The following is a 21524-nucleotide window of genomic DNA, read 5'->3' as shown; positions in this document are numbered from 1 at the left end:
GGCAACCTGATGTTCGGGCGAACTGGCGCACATGACGCCTGTCCGGATCGCCCCATACGCTGAACAGCTTGCTCGCAAGACTACGTGCCAGCGTGACGCGACAGCACGGGATCAACCTGAGCGTCGTCTGACGCTCGAAAACACGCAAGGAGTTTCACCATGTCTGCCCCCTCGCAGAACCAGATTGTTCCATCCGTAACCACCGATCGCATTACACTGCCCGCCTCGGCAGCAGACACCTTGAGAATGCTGGTGCGCTACAAGTCCTGGGCGAATGAACTGACGTTCAAGAGCGTGATGGACCTGCCGGCTGGCGAAGCCCTTCGGCAGAGACCGACGCGGTTCGGAAACATGGTGCATACCTTGGATCACGTCTATGTGGTCGACGACATTTTCAGACATCATCTGCAAGGAAAGAAGCACACCTACACCTCGCGCAACACCGACCATACGCCTGCAGTTTCCGATCTTTGGAAAGCGGTTCAGGAAATGGACTGCTGGTACATCAATCTTGTCGACACCTGGTCGGACGTGGATCTCGCGAAAGCCGTTCATTTCGAGTTTGTTGGTGGAGGAGAAGGTGTCATGACCCGCGAGCAAATCGTGCTGCATGTCGTCAATCACGGCACCTATCACCGCGGTTTTGTCGGCGACATGATGTATCAGGTGCCTTTCGCGCCACCGTCGAACGATCTTCCCGTATTCATCAGGGATCACTATCGCGACGCTCGGTGAGCGCCAGTTCGGCCGACTTGGCGCACGCCGGCAGCGCTGCGTGCGATTAGCCGCTATCGAGAGACAAGCGTGCTCAGGAACTATCGGCGGTTACGTTAGCAGAATAAACGGACACGATTAGCGCTCGAACGGACACCATTAGCAGAATCTACGAACTCCAACATTGGCGGCCTCGAACAACGATCTGGCAGCCAACGTGGAATCGAAGCCGCTGAGTTTATAAGAACAAACGATAGGCTAAATTGCTGCTTTCCTCGAAGTGCGGATAACCGAGCGCCGCGAGGAAGCCCTCGAACTCGGCGCGATCGGCCTGCGGCACCTGCAGCCCGACGAGGATCGAGCTATAGTCCGCGCCCTGGTTGCGGTAGTGAAACAGGCTGATGTTCCAGTCCGGCGCCATCGACGACAGGAACTTCATCAGCGCGCCCGGCCGCTCCGGGAATTCGAAGCGGAACAGGCGCTCGTCGAGCGCGAGCGGCGAGCGGCCGCCGACCATGTAGCGGATATGCTCCTTCGACAGCTCGTCGTGCGTCAGGTCGACGCTCTTGAAACCGTGCGATTCGAAGTTCGCGGCGATCTCGGCCGATTCGCCGCGGCTGTGGATCTGCACGCCGAAGAAGATGTGCGCGGATTGCGCATCGGCGATCCGGTAGTTGAACTCGGTGACGTTGCGGTCGCCGACGAGCGAGCAGAAGCGCTTGAAGCTGCCGCGCTCCTCGGGGATCGTAACCGCGAACACGGCTTCGCGCGCCTCGCCGACCTCCGCGCGCTCGGCGACGAAGCGCATCCGGTCGAAGTTCATGTTCGCGCCGGACGTGACCGCGACGAGCACCTGGTTCTCGATGCCTTCGCGTTCCGCGTACAGCTTCGCGCCCGCGACCGCGAGCGCGCCGGCTGGCTCGAGTACGCTGCGCGTGTCCTGGAACACGTCCTTGATCGCTGCGCACAGCGCGTCGGTGTCGACGGTGACGACCTCGTCGAGGTATTCGCTGCAGAGCCGGAAGGTTTCCTCGCCGACGAGCTTCACCGCGGTGCCGTCCGAAAACAGTCCGACTTCGCTCAATTCGATACGGCGTCCGGCCTCAAGCGAGCGCACCATTGCACACGAATCCTCGGTCTGCACGCCGATCACCTTGATCTCTGGGCGCACGGCCTTGACGTAGGTTGCGACGCCGGATGCCACACTGCCGCCGCCGATCGGTACGAAGATCGCGTGGATCGGGCCCTGGTGCTGGCGCAGGATTTCCATCGCGATGGTGCCCTGGCCGGCGATCACGTAAGGATCGTCGAACGGGTGGACGAACGTGAGACCGCGCTCTTCCTGCACCTTGACCGCATGCGCGTACGCGTCGCTGTACGACTCGCCGGCCTGGATCACCTCGACGCCCGGGCCGCCGTGCGCGCGCACCGCATCCACTTTCACCTGCGGCGTCGTGATGGGCACGACGATCACCGCCTTGACGCCCATCCGGGCCGCCGAGAACGCGACGCCCTGCGCGTGGTTGCCGGCCGACGCGGTAATCACGCCGCGCGCAAGCGCGTCGGCCGGAATGTGCGCCATCTTGTTGTACGCGCCGCGCAGCTTGAACGAGAACACCGGCTGGTTGTCCTCGCGCTTCAGGTACACGGCATTGCGCAGCCGGGCCGACAGGTAGCGGGCGGGTTCGAGTTCCGTCTCGATCGCGACGTCGTAGACGCGCGCGGTGAGGATTTTCTTCAGGTAATCGATTTGCGTTGACGCGGGTACGTCGAGCCGCGCAGGACTGTCGACGGGCTTTCGGTATGAAGACACAGTGATTTCCTCTCCAGGCTGGGTTTGAAATACCCCGAAGCGGAAATAAAAAACCCGCCTCTGGGGCGGGTTGTCGTCATTGAGCCGGATGCGCGCTAACCCACCATTCGAAGAATGGTGCGAATAATCTGCGCAATGGTGCTCGTTCGACTGATCATGATTGGAAGCATTAACTATCGTTATCAGATTGTCAACTGACAGGCGTCGGTGATTTCGTATGGCTGGCGGAATAACATACGCGGTGGCAGCTGACTGCCAAACAAAAGTCAGTCGATACGTCGTCGCTGCTGAGGCGGTCAGGTCTGACGCTCACACAGGGCTGCTTGCCGCAAAAAATTCATACAACACGAAGTCGTACCACTCCAGGGTATTGCCGAGCGATGCCGTTCTCACGGCCCGCCGGGCGCGGGACGGAGAGGCTGCGATAGACTCACCGGGGCGAGCCCGGGTGTCGTGCACCCGGGCAGCATGCGTGTTCATGGTTGGACCTACGAAAGCAAAAGGGGAAGAGAGATGCGTTAGGTCATCGCGCCGTGTGGCTGGGATCAGCGGCGCATAGAACGGAACGCGCTCAGCACGCGCTCGAGATCGTCGTCGGACAAGGCAAGTGAGACCTGCAAACGAAGTCGGGCCCGACCTTCGGGAACGACGGGATACGAGAAGGACTGGGCGAGCACACCGCACTCGGCCAACGCGCACGCCGCAGCCTGCGAGCGTGCCGCATCGCCGAACATGACCGGCACGATGGGGTGGTCGCCAGGCATGACGTCGTAGCCGGCCTGCGTCAGGCCATGCCGCAGGTACGTGCTCATCGCAGTCAGTCGTGCGAAATCGATCTCACCTTGCTCGATGAGGTCCAGTGCGCGGATCGACGCCGCCGCGATAGCCGGCATCAGCGCATTCGAGAATAAGTAGGGACGGCCGAACTGGCGGATGGTGTTCACGGCGACGGCGGAACCTGCGACAAAGCCACCCGATGCGCCGCCCAGTGCCTTGCCCAACGTGCCGACGTAGAGATCGACCGCCGCTGTCTGTTGCTGGACCTCGGCAGTGCCCCGCCCCGTCGCACCGATCACACCGATGCCATGCGAATCGTCTATCACCAGCAGCGAGCGGTGCTGCCTGCACACGGCGCCAAGCGCGGCCAGCGGGGCCTGCGTGCCGTCCATCGAGAAGACCCCGTCCGTGACCAGCAGCCGCGCGCCTCTGTCGGACGCCACGGCCAGGGCGTGCGCGGCGGTGGCCGCGTCGCGGTTGGCGTAGCGGCTGCGTTGCGCCCGGCACAAGCGAATGCCGTCGATGATGCTCGCATGATTGAGCGCGTCCGAGACCACTGTGTCGCCTTCGCTCAGCAGCGCCTCGAACAAGGCGCCGTTTGCGTCGAACGCCGACGGGAACAACGCGCAGGCCTCGGTGTCGAGGAACGCCGCCAGCCGGCGCTCAAGCGTCCAGTGCAGTTCGTGTGTGCCGCTGATGAAGCGTACCGATGCCATACCGAAGCCAACGCGAGCGATCGCGTCGATGGCAGCCTCGACGATACGAGGATCGCTGGCAAGTCCCAGGTAATTGTTAGCGCACAGGTTGACGTAGTCGTGCGTCGTGCCGCCCGGCGACGCTCGCGCCACGATAGTCCCGCCCTGTGCCGACGTGATCGCCAGTTCGCGCGTGGTCGCGTGCCGTGTCGCCAGCGCTTGCTGGCGCGCGTCGAGCCGGAAGCGCAACGCCTCATCGAGCATGATGGTCCCCGTCGTAATCGACCGCGAGCGTGTAAGCCGGATCGTTGTGCCAGGCCCAGTAGATACGGAAGACCGCCTGGGTGATCTCGCCCGGCCGGCCGTTACCTATCGGCGTGTCGTTTAGACGCGAGACCGGCATGATGCCGCCTGCTGTCGAGGTAATGAAGATCTCGTCCGCATCACGCAGCAATGCTTCGTTCACCGCGCCTGCGTTCACGGCAAAACCCTCTTGCGCTGCAATGTCGAATACGGTGCGGCGCGTGATGCCATGCAGCACACCGCGTTCGGGCGTGTATAGCGTGCCGTCCTTGACGGCAAAGATGTTGAAGCCCGGGCCTTCGGCGATATTCCCATCCATGTCCTTGATGACAACTGTTTCCGCACCGGCGTCGAAACCGTGGAACTGCGCGGTCACCAGGTCGAGCCAGTGATAATTCTTGATTTGCGGATCGACTGACTCAGGCGGAATGCGCCGCACGTTGTCGATCAGGTGCAAATGCAGGCCTTCCTTGAGCTGGCGGGCGTTAGCTACCGAGCCGAATGGCACGGCGAACGCGACGAACTGGTTGAGCGCCTCCCGCGGATCGCGGCTGAATGTCGGCGAGATGCCGCGCGTGCAGAGCATCTCGACATAGGCGTTGCGATGTCCCGAACGCCGCACGCACTCGACGAGAATGTCGCGCAGCGTGTCGTCGTCGTGCGGCACGGTAAGGCGCAGCTTGGCGAGCGAACGGCGAAAGCGTTCGATGTGCTGGTCCAGGCGGAAGAACTTGCCGTCCCAGACGTGCACGGTATCGTACGTCACGTCAGAATGGAGCAGGCCCCAGTCGAGCACCGAGATGCGCGCCTCGGACATGGGAATGAAACGCCCGGCCATATAGGCGACGCCGTGCGGGTAGGTCAGGCCATCGATGTGCCCCACGTCAGGTTGGGTCATGAAGGATCTCGTACAGGTTGGGGGTAATAGTCGACTTCGCGTGCGAAGTCGACGCGGGCAGCTTCGAAGACGCTGCGGTGCACGATCGGGTTGGCCCCTACCGCGCGGTCAAACGAGAGCTTGCCGTCCAGATGGTCGATCTCGTGTTGCATCAACTCGGCGTCCGCCTGGCTCAAGCGTTCCTTCAGATGCACCGCGCCGGTGAGGTCGGTGAAGCGAACCGAAATCGAAGCGAAGCGCTCAACGCGTATGATCATGTCGGGGAAGCACATGCAATCGTCCCAAAGCGTCATGCGTTCGTCGCTCTGCCAGACGATTTCGGGATTGACGATTACTTCGGGCCAACCGGGCAGCACGAGGCCGATCATGCGTTTGTGTATTCCTATCTGAGGCGCCGCGATAGCGCGTCCGAAGCCGTGCCGGGCGCGAAAAGCGCGTATCGCGTCTCCGAGGGCAGCCGCTTCGGCGACGACAGCGGGGTCGCTCAGGTCGGTTACGGGCGGGGCGGTGTCGCGCAGCGATGGCGTGCCGACCGGCAGGATTTCCCGCGTCATTTCGATACCTCGGTCAAAGCCATTTTGTTGTCTCCGTGATAGGTGGATATGGTGGCGGCGGGCGTGCGCAGCTCGCCATGCGCATCGAAGGCGACCGGCCCCGTTACGCCCTGGAAAGCGACGCGATGCAGCGCAGACGCGATGTCCGGCGCCTGGGTTGATTGCGCAAGCGCGGCGGCACGATAGACGGCCATCATCGCGTCGTAGGCATAGGGCGCGTACAACTGCACCGGCTCGCCGTAGGTCTTCTTGAACTTCGCGGCGAAGGCTGGCCCGCCTGGCATCTTCGCAAGGCTGCGGCCGCCGTCGGCGCAATACAGGTTGCCGTCAAGCGCCGCGCCCGCGAGCGTGCTCATCTGGGCGGTACACAGACCGTCGCCGCCGATGAGCGGCGCCCCGATGGCGTAACGGCGCATCTGCTTGAGCATGGGGCCGCCTTGCGCATCCATGCCGCCGAAGAAGATCACCTGCGGGTTCGCACTTTTGACACGGGTGAGCACCGCCGCGAAATCGAAGGCCTTGTCGGTCGTATATTCGCGCGCGACGATCGTGCCACCGGATGCCTGTACTCGCTTGGCGAACACGTCGGCGATGCCCTGGCCGTAGGCTGTGCGGTCGTCGATGACGGCTATCCGCCCGGCATGCAGCGTACCGGACACATAGCGCGAGAGCGCTTCGCCGAGGAAATCGTCGTTGGCCAGCATGCGGAACGTGGTATCGAAACCCAGCCGGGTGAACTCGGGGTTGGTTGCCGAAGGAGTCAGTTCGGCAATGTGTTGCTGCGCGTAGATGCGTGCTACCGCGATTGACGTGCCCGAATTCTGATGACCGATGACGGCGCTTACGCGACTGTCGGCGAACCGCTGCGCGACCGTGGTTGCCAGGCGTGGATCGGCGCCGTCGTCCTGCGCGTCGAGCTCGAACTTCACGGGTTTGCCACCGATCATAGGATGCGACGCGTTGATTTCGTCAATCGCCAGCCGGATGCCGCGTTCGCTGTCCTTGCCGAAATGAGCCTGAGCGCCTGTGAGCGCGCCCGCATAGCCAATCGTGACGACGGTTTGCGCATGCGCGGCGGTGCAGCAAAACGCCAGCGCGAGCGCGCGGGTGGGGTGCGGGTATCGCATAGTTTTCTCCGTGAAATCAAGCATCAGCTGGTGATACGATTCTAGGGAGGCTTAGAGAAATCCAATATTCTCGAAGGCGACGTTTGATTAATTGGATTTCATTTTTCAAGGCATACGCGAAATATGGACAAACCGCCCGAGTCGCCGCTGGACGACTACGATCGCCGCATCCTGGCCCAGCTTCAGATCGACAACCAGATCAGCAACCAGGCGCTCGCCGCGCTGGTCAATCTGAGCCCGCCCGCGTGCTTGCGGCGCGTCAAGCGCTTGCGCGAGGAGGGCTATGTCTTGCAGGACACTTCTGTGCTGGCACCGAACAAGGTCGGTTTGCCGATCATGATGTGGGTACTGGTGCAGGTCGAGCGCGAGCGGCTCGACCTACTCGACGAATTCAAGCGTTTCATGAACGAAGTGCCCGAAGTCATGCAGTGCTACGTCGTGACGGGGAGGGCCGACTTCGTGATTCTGATCTCGGTGCGCGACATCGATCACTACGAGGAATTTGCCAATCGCGTGTTTCGGCAAAACCCGAACATTCGCCATTTCGAAACGATGGTGGTGATGTCGCGCGTGAAGTTTGGTTTGTCGTTGCCGATCTGACTCAACACAATGACGCATGTCACCCATCAATGTCTGCATTGTCAACACGAGGAGAATACGACCACAGACGCTGTTGGTGTTCGAAGTTTCTGCTAACAGTGACCACAGATATTGCTAATGGGAAAACTCGTGAAAGCGCCGGCTGCAAAGGTCGAGAGCCACGTTCTGTTCGTGTCCGCACGCGTTGCGCTGATGCAACAATGAGGGGTGTATGTACGAAGATTTTGCTAATGCGCCTTCGAGAGCTTGCGATGCCAGATGTGGCTCACGAGCGGCGTAATGAGGAAAGTCGCTCGTGACGAGAGCATGGCGTGCACGTACCCGATGATCAACAACTTGGGTGCGTGCGCAACAATATACCTCTCCTCCAAGGGTAGGGGGCGCGACTTTAATGCCTGTATTCCAGGGTGGGGGAGGCTGTCGACATTGAGCCGTGGTGCACGCTCATGTCGCGCTTCAACTCCATCGTTTGGAATTCAGCGCACGTCGATGAAATACCTCGCCAGCGACCTGCCGCTGCTCACTGCCTCAGTTTGACGTTCGCGACCGCGCATTAGCGGAATCATTGGACACGATTAGCAGTATCTACGAACTTCAACAGCATCCGCACCGCGATGATGGAGCCCGACGCGTCGGGCACGCTGGTCGGCGGCAGCTACATGCTGGCGTCGGCGCGGGACCGGTCGAAGCTCGGCCAGTTGATCCTGCAGCAGGGCGTGTGGCGCGGCACGCGCATCGTCGATCCCGACTGGGTGCGGTTCATGGCGACGCCCCAGGCGGCGCGGCACGACGGCCGGCTCGGCGCGCATCTGTGGCTGAACGCCGGCGTCGGCGGCGCGCGACGGTTTCCGTCGCTGCCGGAGGACGTGACGATGATGGACGGCTTCAATCACCAGCTGGTGGTGATCGTGCCGTCGTGCCGCGCGGTCATCACCCGGCTCGGTGCGACGGTGGACCGCAGCTGGGACACCGAACGCTTCGTCGGCGACGTGATGGCGAGCCTGCCAGGCTGCGCGGCGCCGGCAACCACGACTGCTGCGAGGTAAGCGAATCATGACGATCATCGTACGAGACGCAGTGGCCGCCGATATGCCGGCCCTGCGCGAACTGTTCCTGCACTCGCGCCGCGAGACGTTCGTGTGGCAACCGGCCGGCGCGTTCCAGCTGGCCGACTTCGAGGTCCAGACGGAAGGCGAGCGGCTGAGGGTTGCCGAGGACGGCGGCGGGCGACTCGCCGGCTTCGTGTCGGTCTGGGAGCCCGACCATTTCATCCATCACCTGCACGTGTACCGGCCGCGCCACCGCAGCGGCGTCGGACGGGCGCTGCTGCGCGCGCTGCCCGGCTGGCCGGCCACGCGCTACCGGCTCAAGTGCCTGCGCGCCAACGCGCCGGCGCTGGCGTTCTATGCCGCGTGCGGCTTCGTCGAGATCGGCGCCGGCAGCGCGGAAGACGGCGAGTACCTGCTGCTCGAGTCCGGCGGCAAGGACGGCCGATGACCGTCCACCTGCGGTACTGCCTGCAGCAGGCGGCGTTGTGGGGCACCTTCGGCCTCGTGCTGCCGGTCGTCACGCTGTTCCTGCTGCACAACCACTTCACGCTGTTCGAGATCGGCCTTTACGCGGCGCTGTTCAGCCTGTCGACCATCGCGCTGGAGCTGCCGTTCGGCGCGATGGCCGACCGCGTGGGCGGCCTCCGGACCTATCGCGTCTCGCTGCTGATGAACAGCGTCGGCTGCGCGCTGATGCTGTGCTTCAGCCAGAAGCCGATGCTGTACCTCGCGGCGGCGAGCTTCGGCGTCGCACGCGCGATGAGCTCCGGCACCGTCGACGCGTGGTACGTCGGCCTGCTGCGCGAGCACGGAGAGACGAAGCGGATTCCATATTTTCTCGGTCGCGCGGAACTGGCCTCCGCGCTCGGGCTGGCGAGCATGGCGCTCGTCGGCGGCGTGCTCCCGGACCTGATCGGCAGCCGCCTGTTCGACAACCCGTACAAGATCGGTCTGGCGCTCGCGTGCGGCCTGTTCATCGTGCTGCTGGGCCTGACGTCGTGGTTTTTCGCCGAGGCGGCGCCTACCGGCAGGATGCGCGACGATCTTCGCGAACTGGTCCGGTTCGCGTGGCATGGCGGCGCGGTGCGGCCGCTGATCCTGCTCTGCATGCTGCTCGGCGGCGTCGTGTCGGTGCTGGAGAGCTACTGGCCGGTGGTGTTGAAGACGCTCGTGCCGACGCATGGCGCGACCTGGGCGTTCGGCCTGTTCCTCACGCTGATGCTGGTCGTCAAGGGCGCGGGCGGCTGGGCGTCGTACCGCGTGATGAAGCATTGCGCCGCACGGCCGGCGCTCGCCGTGACTGCCGTTCGCCGGGCTTTCCGTGAGCCTCGTGCTGACGCTTTGGGCGAACCACGTGGTCGCATTCGGCGTCGTGCTGAGCGGGGTCGCGCTGTTCTTCGGGATTGCCGGCGCGGTGGTCAACGCGGTGCTGCATCGCCGGACGCCCGATGCGTTGCGATCGCGCGCCGTCTCGTTCTTTTCGCTGGTGTTCCAGCTCGGCAGCATGATCGCGTCGATCCTGCTCGGCTACCTGGTCAGCCAGTGGGGCGTGCAGGCGGTGTGGTGCGGCGTCGGCGTGCTGGTCGCGGTCGCGGTCGCGGCCGCGGCCGCGGCCGGGTACGGCGCGTCGATCGGCGGCTGGGCCTCCGGCCCGGTGGAAGAGGCGAAGGCGGCGGCGCACGTGTATGTCTTCGTGAAAGAACTGGACACGATTGTCGACCCGAAGCCGCTGGATACGGTTGTCGTGCTGAAACAGCCGTATCCGGTTAAGGCCGGTGACGTGATCGGCCAGCTCGGCCACTATCTACGTTACCCGGACGCGAAACTGTTGCCGGCGAAGCCGACCCGGCCGCTGCTGCATCTGGAAGTGTTCGCTGGCCCCGAACTCGAAGCATTCATCCAGAAGAGTCGCGAGCGGGCAAAGCAATTGCCGGCGTCCAAGGCGTTTCTGGAAATCTCGCCCGGCGCGCGACTCGTAAACGATCTGCCGGAACCGGACCAAAAGCTGCAACCCGGCGTCAAGCTTGTGCCTCTCGCCGCCGCCCAGGGGAAGTGGGTCAAGGTGCAACCGAAAACGGCTGCGCCTGTACATGGCAGTCGCCACGCAAAGCCGGTATACAACGACGCCGGTACGCCAGTTTGGGTCGACAGCAGCCTCGCCAATACGACGGCGACCGCGATCGTGCCGGCCTGGAAGAGCTTCCCGCTAAGCTTCTCGAATGCGCAAGGGCCGGGCGCGGATTTCCGTGACGTGTTCCGGAGCGTCGAGTTCGAGAAGAACAGTGCCGGAAGCGTTGCGAAAGACGACAAGGGGCGCTGCTGGCAGCACGTGAAGATCGGCGCCAAGGACGGCGGCACGCGTGACGGTTGGGTGTGCGAGCAGGACCATCCGCTCGTGCGAATGTGCGGTCCGTGGGACTGGCCGGGCTTTGAACTGGTCGACAACAGCAGCATCAAGCCGGTGGACATGCTCAAACGCTACATCCACGTCGCCGAGCAGTTTCTGGCCGACGAAGACAAAACCGAATTCGAGACGAGCGCGGCAACGGTCAACGCAAGCCCGCTCATCTCGAAGCTCGAGAAGGCGATTGACGCGAATCACGACGGGAACGCTGCAGTGGGTGACCTGGTTCAATCATCATCGGTTGATGGAACCCCTCGGCTATATCCCGCCCGCCGAAGCTGAGGCAAACTACTATCGGCAACTTGAAACAGCTGCCGCTGAACTCGCATCAACTTAAACCAACCAGCCTCCACGATTCCCGGGGCGGTTCAGTAGTGTCATCCCGATACTCCCGATTGAATGAAGTTCGGTCACGGCCACCGGAGACGGTAGCCGCCGGGCTGTGGTCGGCGAAGTTCTCATGAAATGAGAGGGCTGTGCTACGGAGATCGGTGCGATTGCCGCAGCGGCCAGCCTTGCTCGGATCACGAACAATCGATCGCCACGGCGTTTGTCGACTGACTGAGCCTGATCTCGCCCAGGTAGGCGCTGTCGCCCAATTCGCACTCGCGCCACGTGTTGCCGAGGGCATGCCGGATTTTGACTCGGTAGGGGCCGCTGCCCCTCGCCAGGCCGCTGAATCGGAAATCGCCGAAGTCGTCCGAGACGGTTTCGGCTACCTGCTGATTACCGATGTACAAGGTGACGGCCGCATCCGTGACACACTCGACCACGTCTCCTGCCTGGACGCTGACACTTCCGCCGACGAAGCACGTTTCCCAACGCTCGAGGCCGCTATACCAGACGCGGGGCTTCGTGCCCAGGTTGGGTCGCAATACCTTGAGCCCCTCGCGTCGGGCCTTCTCGGCCATCGCCGTGTCATCGAGCTTGACCGTCTCGAAGACATCGGTGGGGCACGACTGCTGACAACGCGGGCGGGACCAACCCTGGTCGAGCAAATGAGCATCGAAGATCCAGATCTGGGGCAGTTGCAGTTCTTCGTTCCAGACGATCGCCTTGTAGGGGCAGGCCTTCACGATGTCCTTTCGGCCTCGCGCCTTGTCCGGATCGATGATGACGATGCCGTCGGCACGCTTGCGAATGGCGCTGCCGCCCACGCGCATGCAGGGCGCGTCGTCGCAGTGGTTGCACATGACCGGCAGATAAGTGGTCTCGACCATATGCGAGGCGCCCTGTACACGACGCAGGATGCGGATGGGGCTCTCGGCGCTGGCCGCGGCGGGTGCGGCGTAACCGGGGAAGTCGTTGCCGACGTGCTCGTCTCGCGCGGCGATCACGCAGTTCTGGCAATTCTCGCAACGCCCGACTTTGATAATCAGGTTCCACTTGCTCATTTGAAATTCCTCACGCTGCGCGACCGAGCATGAAAGCTTCGGCACCGCGCCATTTCTCGACCTGCACCAGGCAGGAATTCGGGCTCATGCTGCTGGTGCCGGAGGTCTGCGGCCGGTCGGGGGTAAGCATGTTCATGCAACCGCCAATCTCGACTTGCTCGCCGTCGATTTCGATCAGCTGAAATTCAGCGCTCGCCTCGTAGGACTTCACCACTCCGGCGTTTACCAGAGGCGAGACATCGGCCGCACAGATCACGGCGCCGCGGTCGTTGTGCACTTTGACGAGATCGCGATGGGCAATGCGTCGAATGGCGGCGTCGGCGGGATTGAGCCTCAGCAGCCAGAACCGGTGCCCCGCGATCAGCGCGCGATGATCGTCGATGCCGTTCACCGCGGAATTCTTGCCGTCACAATGGGTATGAAAGCTGTAGCGGCTGTGGGTGGCGATCAATTGCAGCGGGTAGCGCCGAGCCAGGTCCGAGCGCAGGCCCTCCCAGGAGGGGATATAGCGGTTGAGCGGCGGCCGCTCGGGATTGTCCGCCGTGTGCCGCTTCAGCAACTCGGGCACGAACTCCAGCTTGCCGCTTGGCGTCTGAAGGCCCCTGCCGAACTTTTCCGAGAACTGCGACGGCAGCGGATGAGGTTCCGGCAGGTCCTTCCTCCTGTCTTCCGCATACCAACGCATGTCCACGGGATGGCGTAGCTCGGGCTTTTCGGGCGGCACGACGAAGTAGCCCTTGCGGCAGAATTCGCGCCACGAAATTTGATCGGGCAGATCCGACGAGTCGAAGACGCGCTTGACCCAGTCAAGATCGCCACAGCCTTCGGTGAAAATGCCACCCAGGCCCAACCGAGTCAGGATGGCGGTGAAAATGTCGTAGTCGGAGCGGGACTCGCCCAAGGGTTCGATGCACTTGTGCTGCAGCGTCAGCATGCGATGGTTGACCGTGCCATACCCATGGTGGGCGTAGCCGCCCGAATTCGCCCATTCCCCGATGTCCCAGCGCTCCAGCGAAGTGCACGCGGGCAGGATGATGTCGGCGAACTGGGCTTCGCCTTCCATCCAGATCGACTGATTGACGACGAATTCGATGCTCGAGTGCCGGTAGGCCTCCGTCCAGCGTCCGGAATTCGTCACGGTACTGAACGCGGATCCGCCGTAGCGATAGATCATGTGGATCGGCGAATAGCCGGGCATCGGGTAGGTGAACGGCGCAAACTGGGCTTCCTGGGACATGCCGTCCCAGAGATAACCGGTGGCGTGACCGTTGATAATCGCATCGGGCATCTGCTGTCGCGGCACCATCTGCTTGACGGGATTCATGGTCAAGATATGCGGCATGCGCTGGTAGTTGTCCACCGCATTGGCGGTCCACGCCAGGTCGCCCGAAATTCCGCCGTCCGCGTAGCCAGGGAAGTAGAACTGGAGATCGTGCGGGACACCGATTTCGAGGCAGCCGAAATTCACCCCCGGCTTGCCCCAGCCCTGCATGGACATCATCATGATCATGCAGCGCGCCCATTGCGCCCCGGTCGCGCCGCGGCCCGCGCCACCGAATCCCGCGCCGGTCATCCCGACGGCGAGATGCACCTTCTTCTTACCCCATAGGCGCGCAAGCGCACGGGCGTCCTTGGCCGGCACGCCGGTCTCGCTCTCCTGCCACTCAGGAGTCTTGGGGGTGCCGTCGGTTTCGCCCAGCAGGTAGGCTTTCCAATCGTCGAAACCGGTCGTGCGGGTCGCGACGTAGTCCTTGTCGTACAGGCCTTCCACGGTCCAGACATACATGATGGCGGTAGCCAGGGCGGCGTCGGTTTGCGGCCGGATCGGGATCCAGCGGCCGCCCAGCAACTGTGCGGTCGGATTGCAATGCGGGTCGATGTGAACGAACTCGATGCCGAGCTCCTTGGCCCATATGCGGCGCGGCGTTCCTTCGAATCCTGCGTAGGCTCCGTTGGTACTTTCGGGGTCGCAGGACCAGAAGACGATCATTTCGGCTTCCTTGAGAGCATCCTCGAGGCCCCCGTAGCCGGAGGGCACGCCGACGCGCATCGAGTTGCCGAAATGATGCATGGCGCCCCAGTACCAGCCTTCCCAGCTGTCCGGATTCGCGGCGACCCGGGTGAAGCCGATCAGGTTGGCGAAGCGCGTCAGCGCGCTGAGGTAGTAGCCGACGTTGCCCCACTGGTGGTGGGACGACATCGGGAAAGTGATGGAACCGGGGCCGTGAACACGCTTCTGCCGGTTGATCTCCTTGGCGACGATGTCCAGGGCTTCGTCCCAGCTGATACGCACATAGCCGGACTTGCCCCGGTTCTGCGGATTGCGCTCGCCGTCCGGGTCGAAGTCGACCCGTTTCATCGGGTGAAGGATACGCTTGTCGGAGTAGACCAGCGACTTGAGGGTCAACGCGTGGGGCGCGACCAGTCCGCGCCGTGGCGGGCTGAAGCGGCGTCCACGTGCCTCGATCACCCAGCTTGCCGCATCCGTATCGTCCAGCTCGATGGGCGTCACGCGGACGATGCGGCCATCCTTGACGTAGACGAACAGGGGACCGCCATTGGTACAGGTGGTGTAGCGTCGGGTGCCGTCGCGCATGGGCGTGCCCATCGTCAGGCCGACCGTGCGCATCATGCTCAGGGTTTGCATGAGCCAGACCAGCAGTTCGTCCTCGCCCTCGGTGACCACCTTGAAGTTCTTGGCGGCGTGGACGATCTCGCCCTGGTCCGGGTTCGGGGAAAGGAACTTCAGGGCGGTGGCGACGTCCTTGAAGGCCATGCGCACATCGGGCCGCGCATGCTCGCCGGCGCGCGACCGAATGCGGCCATTCCTGAACTCGATGGCGCGACCGATGCTTTGATCCATGAGCCCGATCCACGCGACGAGATTGCGCTCCTTGAGGCGATCGCGATAGGCGGGGAAGCGGCGCGCCGTCAGGTCCAGAACCTTGGGCAATGCAAAGAGAATGGTCTTGAGAGCCTGTCGTTTCATCGTTCGATCCAAAGTGTTGCTTCCATGCGGGGGGCTGGCATCGGGGCGCACCCGCTAGAACGTGTAAGCGACGTTCAGGAAAACGTTGACGGGATTGAGTCGGAGCGTCGATGTGGAAACGATCTGCGTGCCGGTCGCGGTCTGTCCGTATAACGTGAGGTGGGTCTTCACCGGCATGTAGCCGACGGAAGCGCCGACCGACCAGTGTTTGGTCATCGCGTAACTCGCCCCGAGCTCGAATACCGGGTTCCACGATGAACTGAGTGTCGCGCGCGCCGAGCCGCCCGGCCCGAAGCTGTCGGTGACGAACTGGCGATTGGTCGCCCGAACCTGGGTGAACCACGTGTAGTTGACGCCAAGTCCTACGTACGGACGGAATTTCGATTCAGCTGAAAACAGGTGATATCGAAGTTCGATGGCGGGCGGCATCGGCCTTGTCGTGCCGAGGGTTCCGTACTTCTGCAACGTCCCGTCACCGACCAGATTGACTGTCAGTGGCAGTCCGAACAGCATGGCGACACCAATGTTGTCGGTGACGTAGTACTCGGTGGTGATGCCCATCGTATCCGTCGAGCTGGCATGCGCCCCGGTACCAGGCATCTGCTGATTCACCGTTGCGCCGCCGACACTTTGCACGGTCAGGGGCGTCGCGTCGCCCTGGGGCGCGACGTGCAGCCATCCAACCGACGTAGTGATGCTTCCGGCGGTCTGCGCATCTGCGTGGTCGGCAAGTGCTGCCGTGCAGATGCAAACAACCGCACCTGCGAAACTCGTCGTTCGCCTCAATTTCATCTTGCGTCTCCTCTGTCTCGGTCCGATTAAATAACTACCGTTAATTTGGATACCTTATTGATCGTGACGAGCCGCTCTCGGAGTTTGTGTTGTCGCGGCTAGTCGCGCGCCTCCGTCACCGCAGATCTGTTGCTGCCGGACCGGACGATCGAATGGGTTCCGCTGCGAACGAGATCGAGAATGCAAACGGAAAACGTCCCAGCACGAAGCGCGCGGCAGTCTCGAGCCCGGGATTGCTCAGCTCGACCGAGACCGACATTCCGCCGGAACCACTGGTCGAGACGTCGACTGATGCGCCTGGCGCTCCGCCCTGGTCCAATGCTGCGCGGAGTGCGTCACTCGTCTCGCGGCGCTTGAGTTCCGGTTTGAATATCTTGCCGACGCCTGTGAGCGGGATCGCCTCGACGATTCGGACGTGCTTGGGCAGGGCGGCGCGTTCCGCGATCTCCTGCTGCATGAACATTTCCAGATCGTGTTCGCTAGCGGTCATGCCCGGCTTGAGCTGAACGTACGCGACCGGCAACTCGCCGGCATAGGCATCGGGGCGCCCGATCGCCGCTGCAATCTGGACCGCCGGGTGTCGATGCAGCGGTTCCTCGATCGTCGCCGGGTCGATATTGTGTCCGCCGCGGATGATCAACTCCTTCTTGCGGCCGGTCAGCCAGAAGTAACCGTCGATGTCGCAGCGGCCGAGGTCGCCCGTATTGAGCCAGCGCTTGCCGTCGCCGAGATCGAGCCACAGGGCCTCGTTCTGGTCGGGACGCGTGTAGCCGGTGAACACGTTCGGCCCGGAGATCACGAGCAACCCCTCCTCGTTAGCCGCGCAGTCGCGCAGATACCGTCCCGCATCGTCCACGACGACCGCCTTCATCGCCTGGAAGGGGATGCGAAGCCCGATTGATCCGAGCCGACGCTCGCCGTTCGGCGGGTTGACGCTGCTCACGCACGTTCCTTCGGTCAGGCCGTAACCTTCGAGAATCCGGATGCCCGTTTTTTCCTGGAAGGCCCTGAAGACGCCGACCGGCATCGGCGCGGCACCGCACAGGCCGTATTCGAGCGAGTCGATAACATGATCGTCGACAGGAATGTCGAGCAGCGAAGCATAAAGTGTCGGGACGCCACTGAAGAAATTGATGTGATGATGTTCGACGATTTCCCAGAAACGTTTGACGACGCCGTCGCCCCGGTAACCCTGCGGTGTGCCGAGCACGACATGGGCACCACGCGAGAATGGTAGGAGGCCGGTCACCATCGCGGCGTTGACGTGAAAGAGCGGCAAGCCGCAAAAAGACGTTTTGCCGGGGCCGATACTGTCGCCGAGGAACCGGCCGGCGCTCCAGGCATTCGCCACTTCGTTGCCGTGACTGCGCATCGCGATTTTTGGCAACCCGGTGGTTCCACCTGTGCAGAAGTAGGAGGACATGTCGCCGGGTTGAATGCGGCGCGCATTGTCGAGCGCCGTACCGGATTCCTGCGCGATTGCCGTACTGAAGTCGTGGATCTGGATGTGCGCAGGCACTGCGCTGCGCAAACCGCCAGCGCCATACAGGTGCGCACACGCGTCGTGCTGGAGCGTGCGTGCCGCTGACTGCGCCATGCCCCGCACGCGATCGGCCAGGTTGACCAGCACGAGATGCCGCAGCGGCTCGACCTCATGAAGGATGTCCGCGACTTTTTGCCAGAGCTCGGTCCCGGGAAATGGCGCGAGCGTCACGAGCACGCTGGCGCCGGCGGCTTTGAGCAGCTGACCGATCGCTTCGCCTTCAAGCAGCGGATTGATCGCGCATACGATGCCGGTCGCCTGTCCGCCCCAGATCACGAAATGCGTTTCGGGCAGATTGGGCAGCAAATAAGCGATCACCGACTGCGAATTCACACCGAGGCGCGCGAACATGTTGGCCGTGCGCGTGATGTCGCGGACCAGCTCGCGATAGGTCCAGCACTCGGCGTCGCGGTGCGCGTCGGCGGTCATGAAAAAGGAGAGGGCGGGGGCGGACGGATCGATGGCCGCACCGGCGCAAATCATCTCGTACGTGCTGGCCGGAAGGTTGGCCGGAAGGCCCTGCGCTTCGATTGCGAGCACGTCGTCCTGGGTCTCGATACCGTTCATGCTGCTTCGTCCACGATCTCGTTACGTTGCACGCCCAGATCGATCGTTCCGTCGCGGCTCGCGATCCGGGCTTCGACGATGTCTCCGGACTTCAGATACTGCGCTCGCCCCGCCTGCACCTTCATGAACATCTTCCATTTGACGGATTCGGGAAAAAGCGCGACGGCTCGCTGCTTGAGCGGCGACGGGATGCTGAGTGCGCAGCCGGCTGGCGTGCCGGTCGCGAGCAGGTCGCCGGCGCGAAGGTCGTGCACGCCCGACAACTCGGTCAACGTTTCCGCCGGACCGTAGACGAGGTTCGATGTCGAGTCCCGTTGGCGCACCGCGCCGTTGACGGTCAACGTCAGGTCGAGCGCCTTCAGCTTCGGGAAGTCACGCCGCTCGAGCAGGCACAGATAGGGGCCGACCGGGCCAAACGTCCGGAAGCTCTTGCCCTTGTAGAACTGCATCTGCGGGATCTGGACATCGCGCGCGGAATAGTCGTTGACGATCACGGTGCCGGCGACATAGTCGTGCAGGTTCGCGTCGGTGATCTGCTGATGAGACGTGATGTCGCGTTTGAGGATGAGGCCGAGCTCGATTTCGTAGTCGAGAAACCGGACGTGCCGGGGTTTCACGACTTGTGAGTCGGCGGCGACGATGCAACTCGTCGCCTTCGTGAAGATCATGTTGAACTTTTTCGCGTCCGGATCCATGCCGGATTCGATCATGTGCCGACGGTAATTCGCCCCCTGGCAAACGAACTGCTGGTTGGCGGTCACCGGTGGCAGCCACTCCACGTCCGACTCCGGAATCGTCGGTCCGTCGAGCGAGACGAGTCGTTCAACCGGATTCGCCGCGAGAAAGCTCGCGGTTGTCTCGAAGTCGCCGGGAATCGGCGTGACGGCGCCGTTGGCGACCACACCCCATTGGGCGCGGCCATGATGCCGGAAGTGCAGGACATGCAGTGACATGAATGATCTCTCGTGAGTCGAATGGGCGGTTGGGGATCAGGCGAACAGCTTCGCCAGGGTCAGCAGCTTGCTGACCGTCAGATCGGGGCTGCGGCGCAGGTTGCGGAACAGCGCCGCGAGGCTCGACGGCGTGAGCCGTGGCTTCGTGAAGCTGCGCGGCATCGTCGGGCCCCACTGCGCCATCGCTTCGCGGCTGACCGCGTGCACGCCCGTCGGCTCGTCGGCCGTGAACAGATCGCCGTCGCAATAGTGTTCGTGCTTGTCGCCCCACGGGTCCTGCCAATAGTCGAAGATCTGGCTGCCGAGAATGTGTCGGCCGATGCCCCACGCGTGCGCCCATCCGTTGTCGCGGAGCATGCGCTGGCCCATGCCGACGGCATCGGCGTCGATCAGTTCGTACGCGCTATGGCTATAAGTCGGCACGAACCCCTGGGCGAGCGCGAGCGTATGGTGGTCGGCCGGCCGGTCGCCAAGATCGAGCCGCATGAAGGCAACCGCGGGTGAGCCGTCCGGCAGCACCTGGACATCGCTGGGGATGAATCCGAAATGTCGCGTGTACCACGCGCAGGTTTCCTGGTAGTCGGCGAGCTCGAGCACGACGTGGCCGAGCCGAATGACCTCGGGCGCGCTCGCCGGCGGTCGCTGCGTTGCGTTGATCCGCAACGGCGTGTCGATCGAGTTGAATGAAAGCGCGGCACGGTGCGGCAACGTGTCGGCCCGGGTCTGGCCGGCAATCGCGTCGACCCGAAAACCCGACGGATCGGCGAGCCGCACCCGGAGGCCGCCGCCTGGCCAGTCCGATACCTCGATCTCCGACGCGCCAGGGACTTTGGCGAGCGCCTCCAGATCGGCACGACTGTCGACCTGCAATCCGAAGCCTACGAAGCGGGCCTTCGGCGCGTGGCGAACGACATAACAGAAGTGTGCGGTGCCGGTTCCGCGCAGCAGCAATTGCGTGTCATCCCGCAGCACCGTTTGGAGCCCGAAGTCGTTGAGAAAGTGCTCTGCTTCGTCGAGATCGGGACGATCGAAGATCAGATAGGCGAGCGCCGATGCCTTCGTTGTGGGGTGCGGGTGGCGAGCCGGTTGTGTGGTGGTCAATTTCATGGCGGATGACAATCAGGCAGGTCGGATGACAATCGCAAAGGCGGGCGCCGTCGCATCGAGGGACTTGCCGCGCAACGGCAGGCGTGCAATCTCACCGTCGCACGACATCACTGGCCGGAGCAGGGATGTCGCGAGATCGATCGTCGATTTCGCATGGGAGCGGCGCGCCTCGTCGCCGGTGCCGTGACTGGCCGAAAAATGGCTCGATGCGGCGCCGATTGGCGTGAATCCTGCGATCAACGCGCCGAGCATCGAAGGCAGCCCGCACTTCGGCGACGCGTGCGGGCTGTTGTGAATGGGCGCGCTGGCACCCGTGTGCATGTATGTCTCCACCGTATCTCCATTCGTCGTTCGATCGGTTTCCGAGGCCGTGTTCCGCCGCTCTTGATGACATTAAAATCATAGATGATGACTTTGTCAATGTAGACATTTGAATCTATACTTGGACACGAACAAGGATCGAAAACGTCATGACGAATACACCGAGCCGCCGCACACCAAAGCGCTCCGCTCCGGAAGCATCCAGTCCCGCGGTCGCCGAAGAGCGCGAGCCGCGTGGCGCGCGCCGCAAGCGGGAGACCCGTGCCCGCCTGCTGGATGCCGCGCTCAGACTGATGGCCGAGAAGGGCATGGAAGGCGTTGCCATCAACGAAATCACCGAGGCTGCCGACGTCGGCTTCGGCTCGTTCTACAACCACTTCGAATCGAAGGAGGCGATCTACGCGACCCTCGTGGAATCAGTATTCGAGGAGTTCGCGGATTCGCTCGATCGCCTGGCCAGCGGCTTGTCCGACCCGGCGGAAATCATTTCCGTCTCGGTGCGACATACGCTGATGCGTGCGCGGCGCGAGCCGGTGTGGGGACACTTCCTGATACGCGAGGGCTTTTCGGCGCGCGTCCTGACGCTTGGCCTGGGTCAACGCCTGCTGCGGGACATGGAGCGCGGTATCGCCGAGAAGCGCTTCGTGGTCGCCGACCCGTTCGTCGGCTTCCTTTCGGTCGGCGGTACGGTGCTGACCGCCATTGCCGCCGAACTCAACTTCGTCGCTCCGGGCGCACCGGCAGCCGGTGTCCTGGAGGAACTCGGCTTCAGCGGAGAGCACTTTCCGGAACGCACGGCGGCGACGCTGCTGCATACGCTGGGGCTCAAGCGTGCGGAAGCCGAGAAAATCGCAAGCCGACCGCTGCCCGTCGTGGATGCGGCCGAGACCGCACAGTGACGTAACGGGGTGACGCAGGCGGCGG

17 protein-coding genes and 4 pseudogenes are annotated in these 21524 nt (G+C 63.1%); 9 read left to right on the top strand and 12 right to left on the bottom strand.

Going from position 1 to position 21524, the window contains the following annotated elements; genetic code table 11:
* Positions 1-159: 159 nt before the first annotated feature.
* Positions 160-735, top strand: a complete 576-nt coding sequence (locus DM992_RS39095) for a DinB family protein (RefSeq protein WP_204356201.1) — start codon at positions 160-162, stop codon at positions 733-735.
* Between the two features lie 217 nt (positions 736-952).
* On the opposite strand, the gene ilvA is transcribed toward DM992_RS39095, so the two are convergent.
* From ilvA to DM992_RS39070, 5 genes are all read right to left on the bottom strand, one after another.
* Positions 953-2527, bottom strand: coding sequence for a threonine ammonia-lyase, biosynthetic (gene ilvA / locus DM992_RS39090; protein ID WP_275427579.1), 1575 nt, complete (start codon positions 2525-2527; stop codon positions 953-955).
* Between the two features lie 545 nt (positions 2528-3072).
* A complete protein-coding gene (locus tag DM992_RS39085) occupies positions 3073-4263 on the bottom strand; it encodes an aminotransferase class I/II-fold pyridoxal phosphate-dependent enzyme (RefSeq protein WP_111021544.1) in 1191 nt (396 codons plus the stop codon).
* Entirely contained in the window at positions 4253-5200 is a 948-nt protein-coding gene (locus DM992_RS43220) for an aminotransferase class IV (RefSeq protein ID WP_111021543.1), read from the bottom strand. Before DM992_RS43220 ends, DM992_RS39085 begins: the two co-directional genes overlap by 11 nt.
* A complete protein-coding gene (locus DM992_RS43215; protein ID WP_111021542.1) occupies positions 5197-5754 on the bottom strand; it encodes a peptide deformylase in 558 nt (185 codons plus the stop codon). Before DM992_RS43215 ends, DM992_RS43220 begins: the two co-directional genes overlap by 4 nt.
* Entirely contained in the window at positions 5751-6881 is a 1131-nt protein-coding gene (locus DM992_RS39070; RefSeq protein ID WP_111021541.1) for a branched-chain amino acid ABC transporter substrate-binding protein, read from the bottom strand. The genes DM992_RS43215 and DM992_RS39070 overlap by 4 nt, the downstream gene beginning before the upstream one ends.
* Positions 6882-7004: 123 nt before the next feature.
* On the opposite strand from DM992_RS39070, the gene DM992_RS39065 reads away from it, so the two are divergent.
* From DM992_RS39065 to DM992_RS39040, 7 genes and pseudogenes are all read left to right on the top strand, one after another.
* Positions 7005-7481 carry an Lrp/AsnC family transcriptional regulator gene (locus tag DM992_RS39065; RefSeq protein WP_111021540.1) on the top strand — a complete coding sequence of 159 codons (477 nt, stop codon included), beginning with the start codon at positions 7005-7007 and terminating at the stop codon, positions 7479-7481.
* 614 nt (positions 7482-8095) lie between these two features.
* Positions 8096-8527, top strand: coding sequence for a hypothetical protein (locus tag DM992_RS39060; protein WP_239511495.1), 432 nt, complete (start codon positions 8096-8098; stop codon positions 8525-8527).
* 7 nt (positions 8528-8534) lie between these two features.
* Positions 8535-8978: a GNAT family N-acetyltransferase gene (locus tag DM992_RS39055; RefSeq protein ID WP_111021539.1), complete on the top strand. Its 444-nt coding sequence runs from the start codon at positions 8535-8537 to the stop codon at positions 8976-8978.
* Positions 8975-9766: pseudogene (locus DM992_RS39050) on the top strand (MFS transporter); the annotation flags it as partial. The gene DM992_RS39055 and the pseudogene DM992_RS39050, both read left to right, overlap by 4 nt.
* Positions 9767-9851: 85 nt before the next feature.
* A pseudogene (locus tag DM992_RS43210) lies at positions 9852-10085 on the top strand (MFS transporter); the annotation flags it as partial.
* 129 nt (positions 10086-10214) lie between these two features.
* A pseudogene (locus DM992_RS39045) lies at positions 10215-11138 on the top strand (lytic transglycosylase domain-containing protein); the annotation flags it as partial.
* A 1-nt stretch (position 11139) separates the two neighbouring features.
* Positions 11140-11271: pseudogene (locus DM992_RS39040) on the top strand (IS3 family transposase); the annotation flags it as partial.
* A gap of 187 nt (positions 11272-11458) precedes the next feature.
* Here DM992_RS39040 and DM992_RS39035 read toward each other — a convergent pair.
* The 7 genes from DM992_RS39035 to DM992_RS39005 all read right to left on the bottom strand — a co-directional run bounded on the left by DM992_RS39035 (position 11459) and on the right by DM992_RS39005 (position 20600).
* Complete coding sequence (locus DM992_RS39035; RefSeq protein WP_111021538.1) at positions 11459-12328, bottom strand: 4Fe-4S dicluster domain-containing protein; 870 nt, start codon at positions 12326-12328, stop codon at positions 11459-11461.
* A gap of 10 nt (positions 12329-12338) precedes the next feature.
* Entirely contained in the window at positions 12339-15317 is a 2979-nt protein-coding gene (locus DM992_RS39030) for a molybdopterin-dependent oxidoreductase (RefSeq protein WP_111021537.1), read from the bottom strand.
* Between the two features lie 54 nt (positions 15318-15371).
* Complete coding sequence (locus DM992_RS39025) at positions 15372-16109, bottom strand: OmpW family outer membrane protein (protein ID WP_017335051.1); 738 nt, start codon at positions 16107-16109, stop codon at positions 15372-15374.
* A gap of 115 nt (positions 16110-16224) precedes the next feature.
* Positions 16225-18219, bottom strand: coding sequence for an acyl-CoA synthetase (locus DM992_RS39020; protein ID WP_111021536.1), 1995 nt, complete (start codon positions 18217-18219; stop codon positions 16225-16227).
* Positions 18216-19172 carry a fumarylacetoacetate hydrolase family protein gene (locus DM992_RS39015; protein ID WP_111021535.1) on the bottom strand — a complete coding sequence of 319 codons (957 nt, stop codon included), beginning with the start codon at positions 19170-19172 and terminating at the stop codon, positions 18216-18218. The genes DM992_RS39020 and DM992_RS39015 overlap by 4 nt, the downstream gene beginning before the upstream one ends.
* Before the next feature lie 36 nt (positions 19173-19208).
* The gene (locus DM992_RS39010; protein WP_111021534.1) at positions 19209-20279 is read right to left on the bottom strand and encodes a VOC family protein; all 1071 of its coding nucleotides are present in this window, start codon (positions 20277-20279) and stop codon (positions 19209-19211) included.
* Between the two features lie 12 nt (positions 20280-20291).
* A complete protein-coding gene (locus DM992_RS39005) occupies positions 20292-20600 on the bottom strand; it encodes a hypothetical protein (RefSeq protein ID WP_111021533.1) in 309 nt (102 codons plus the stop codon).
* 149 nt (positions 20601-20749) lie between these two features.
* Here DM992_RS39005 and DM992_RS39000 point away from each other — a divergent pair, with 149 nt between their 5' ends.
* Positions 20750-21499 carry a TetR/AcrR family transcriptional regulator gene (locus DM992_RS39000; RefSeq protein ID WP_111021532.1) on the top strand — a complete coding sequence of 250 codons (750 nt, stop codon included), beginning with the start codon at positions 20750-20752 and terminating at the stop codon, positions 21497-21499.
* Positions 21500-21524 lie beyond the last annotated feature (25 nt).

This window comes from Burkholderia sp. JP2-270 (genome assembly GCF_003233675.1).
GTDB lineage: Bacteria > Pseudomonadota > Gammaproteobacteria > Burkholderiales > Burkholderiaceae > Burkholderia > Burkholderia pyrrocinia_C.
This window is presented reverse-complemented; position numbering and strand designations above follow the sequence as displayed.

What these genes read in the sequence shown, in the direction of transcription:
- DM992_RS39015 (WP_111021535.1), bottom strand. Translation starts at nt 19,172, where the DNA reads ATGTCACTGCATGTCCTGCACTTCCGGCATCATGGCCGCGCCCAATGG.
- DM992_RS39010 (WP_111021534.1), bottom strand. Translation starts at nt 20,279, where the DNA reads ATGAAATTGACCACCACACAACCGGCTCGCCACCCGCACCCCACAACG.
- DM992_RS39000 (WP_111021532.1), top strand. Translation starts at nt 20,750, where the DNA reads ATGACGAATACACCGAGCCGCCGCACACCAAAGCGCTCCGCTCCGGAA.
- DM992_RS39060 (WP_239511495.1), top strand. Translation starts at nt 8,096, where the DNA reads ATGATGGAGCCCGACGCGTCGGGCACGCTGGTCGGCGGCAGCTACATG.
- DM992_RS39095 (WP_204356201.1), top strand. Translation starts at nt 160, where the DNA reads ATGTCTGCCCCCTCGCAGAACCAGATTGTTCCATCCGTAACCACCGAT.
- DM992_RS39070 (WP_111021541.1), bottom strand. Translation starts at nt 6,881, where the DNA reads ATGCGATACCCGCACCCCACCCGCGCGCTCGCGCTGGCGTTTTGCTGC.
- DM992_RS43220 (WP_111021543.1), bottom strand. Translation starts at nt 5,200, where the DNA reads ATGACCCAACCTGACGTGGGGCACATCGATGGCCTGACCTACCCGCAC.
- DM992_RS39065 (WP_111021540.1), top strand. Translation starts at nt 7,005, where the DNA reads ATGGACAAACCGCCCGAGTCGCCGCTGGACGACTACGATCGCCGCATC.
- DM992_RS39030 (WP_111021537.1), bottom strand. Translation starts at nt 15,317, where the DNA reads ATGAAACGACAGGCTCTCAAGACCATTCTCTTTGCATTGCCCAAGGTT.
- DM992_RS43215 (WP_111021542.1), bottom strand. Translation starts at nt 5,754, where the DNA reads ATGACGCGGGAAATCCTGCCGGTCGGCACGCCATCGCTGCGCGACACC.
- DM992_RS39085 (WP_111021544.1), bottom strand. Translation starts at nt 4,263, where the DNA reads ATGCTCGATGAGGCGTTGCGCTTCCGGCTCGACGCGCGCCAGCAAGCG.
- DM992_RS39025 (WP_017335051.1), bottom strand. Translation starts at nt 16,109, where the DNA reads ATGAAATTGAGGCGAACGACGAGTTTCGCAGGTGCGGTTGTTTGCATC.
- DM992_RS39020 (WP_111021536.1), bottom strand. Translation starts at nt 18,219, where the DNA reads ATGAACGGTATCGAGACCCAGGACGACGTGCTCGCAATCGAAGCGCAG.
- DM992_RS39005 (WP_111021533.1), bottom strand. Translation starts at nt 20,600, where the DNA reads ATGCACACGGGTGCCAGCGCGCCCATTCACAACAGCCCGCACGCGTCG.
- DM992_RS39055 (WP_111021539.1), top strand. Translation starts at nt 8,535, where the DNA reads ATGACGATCATCGTACGAGACGCAGTGGCCGCCGATATGCCGGCCCTG.
- DM992_RS39035 (WP_111021538.1), bottom strand. Translation starts at nt 12,328, where the DNA reads ATGAGCAAGTGGAACCTGATTATCAAAGTCGGGCGTTGCGAGAATTGC.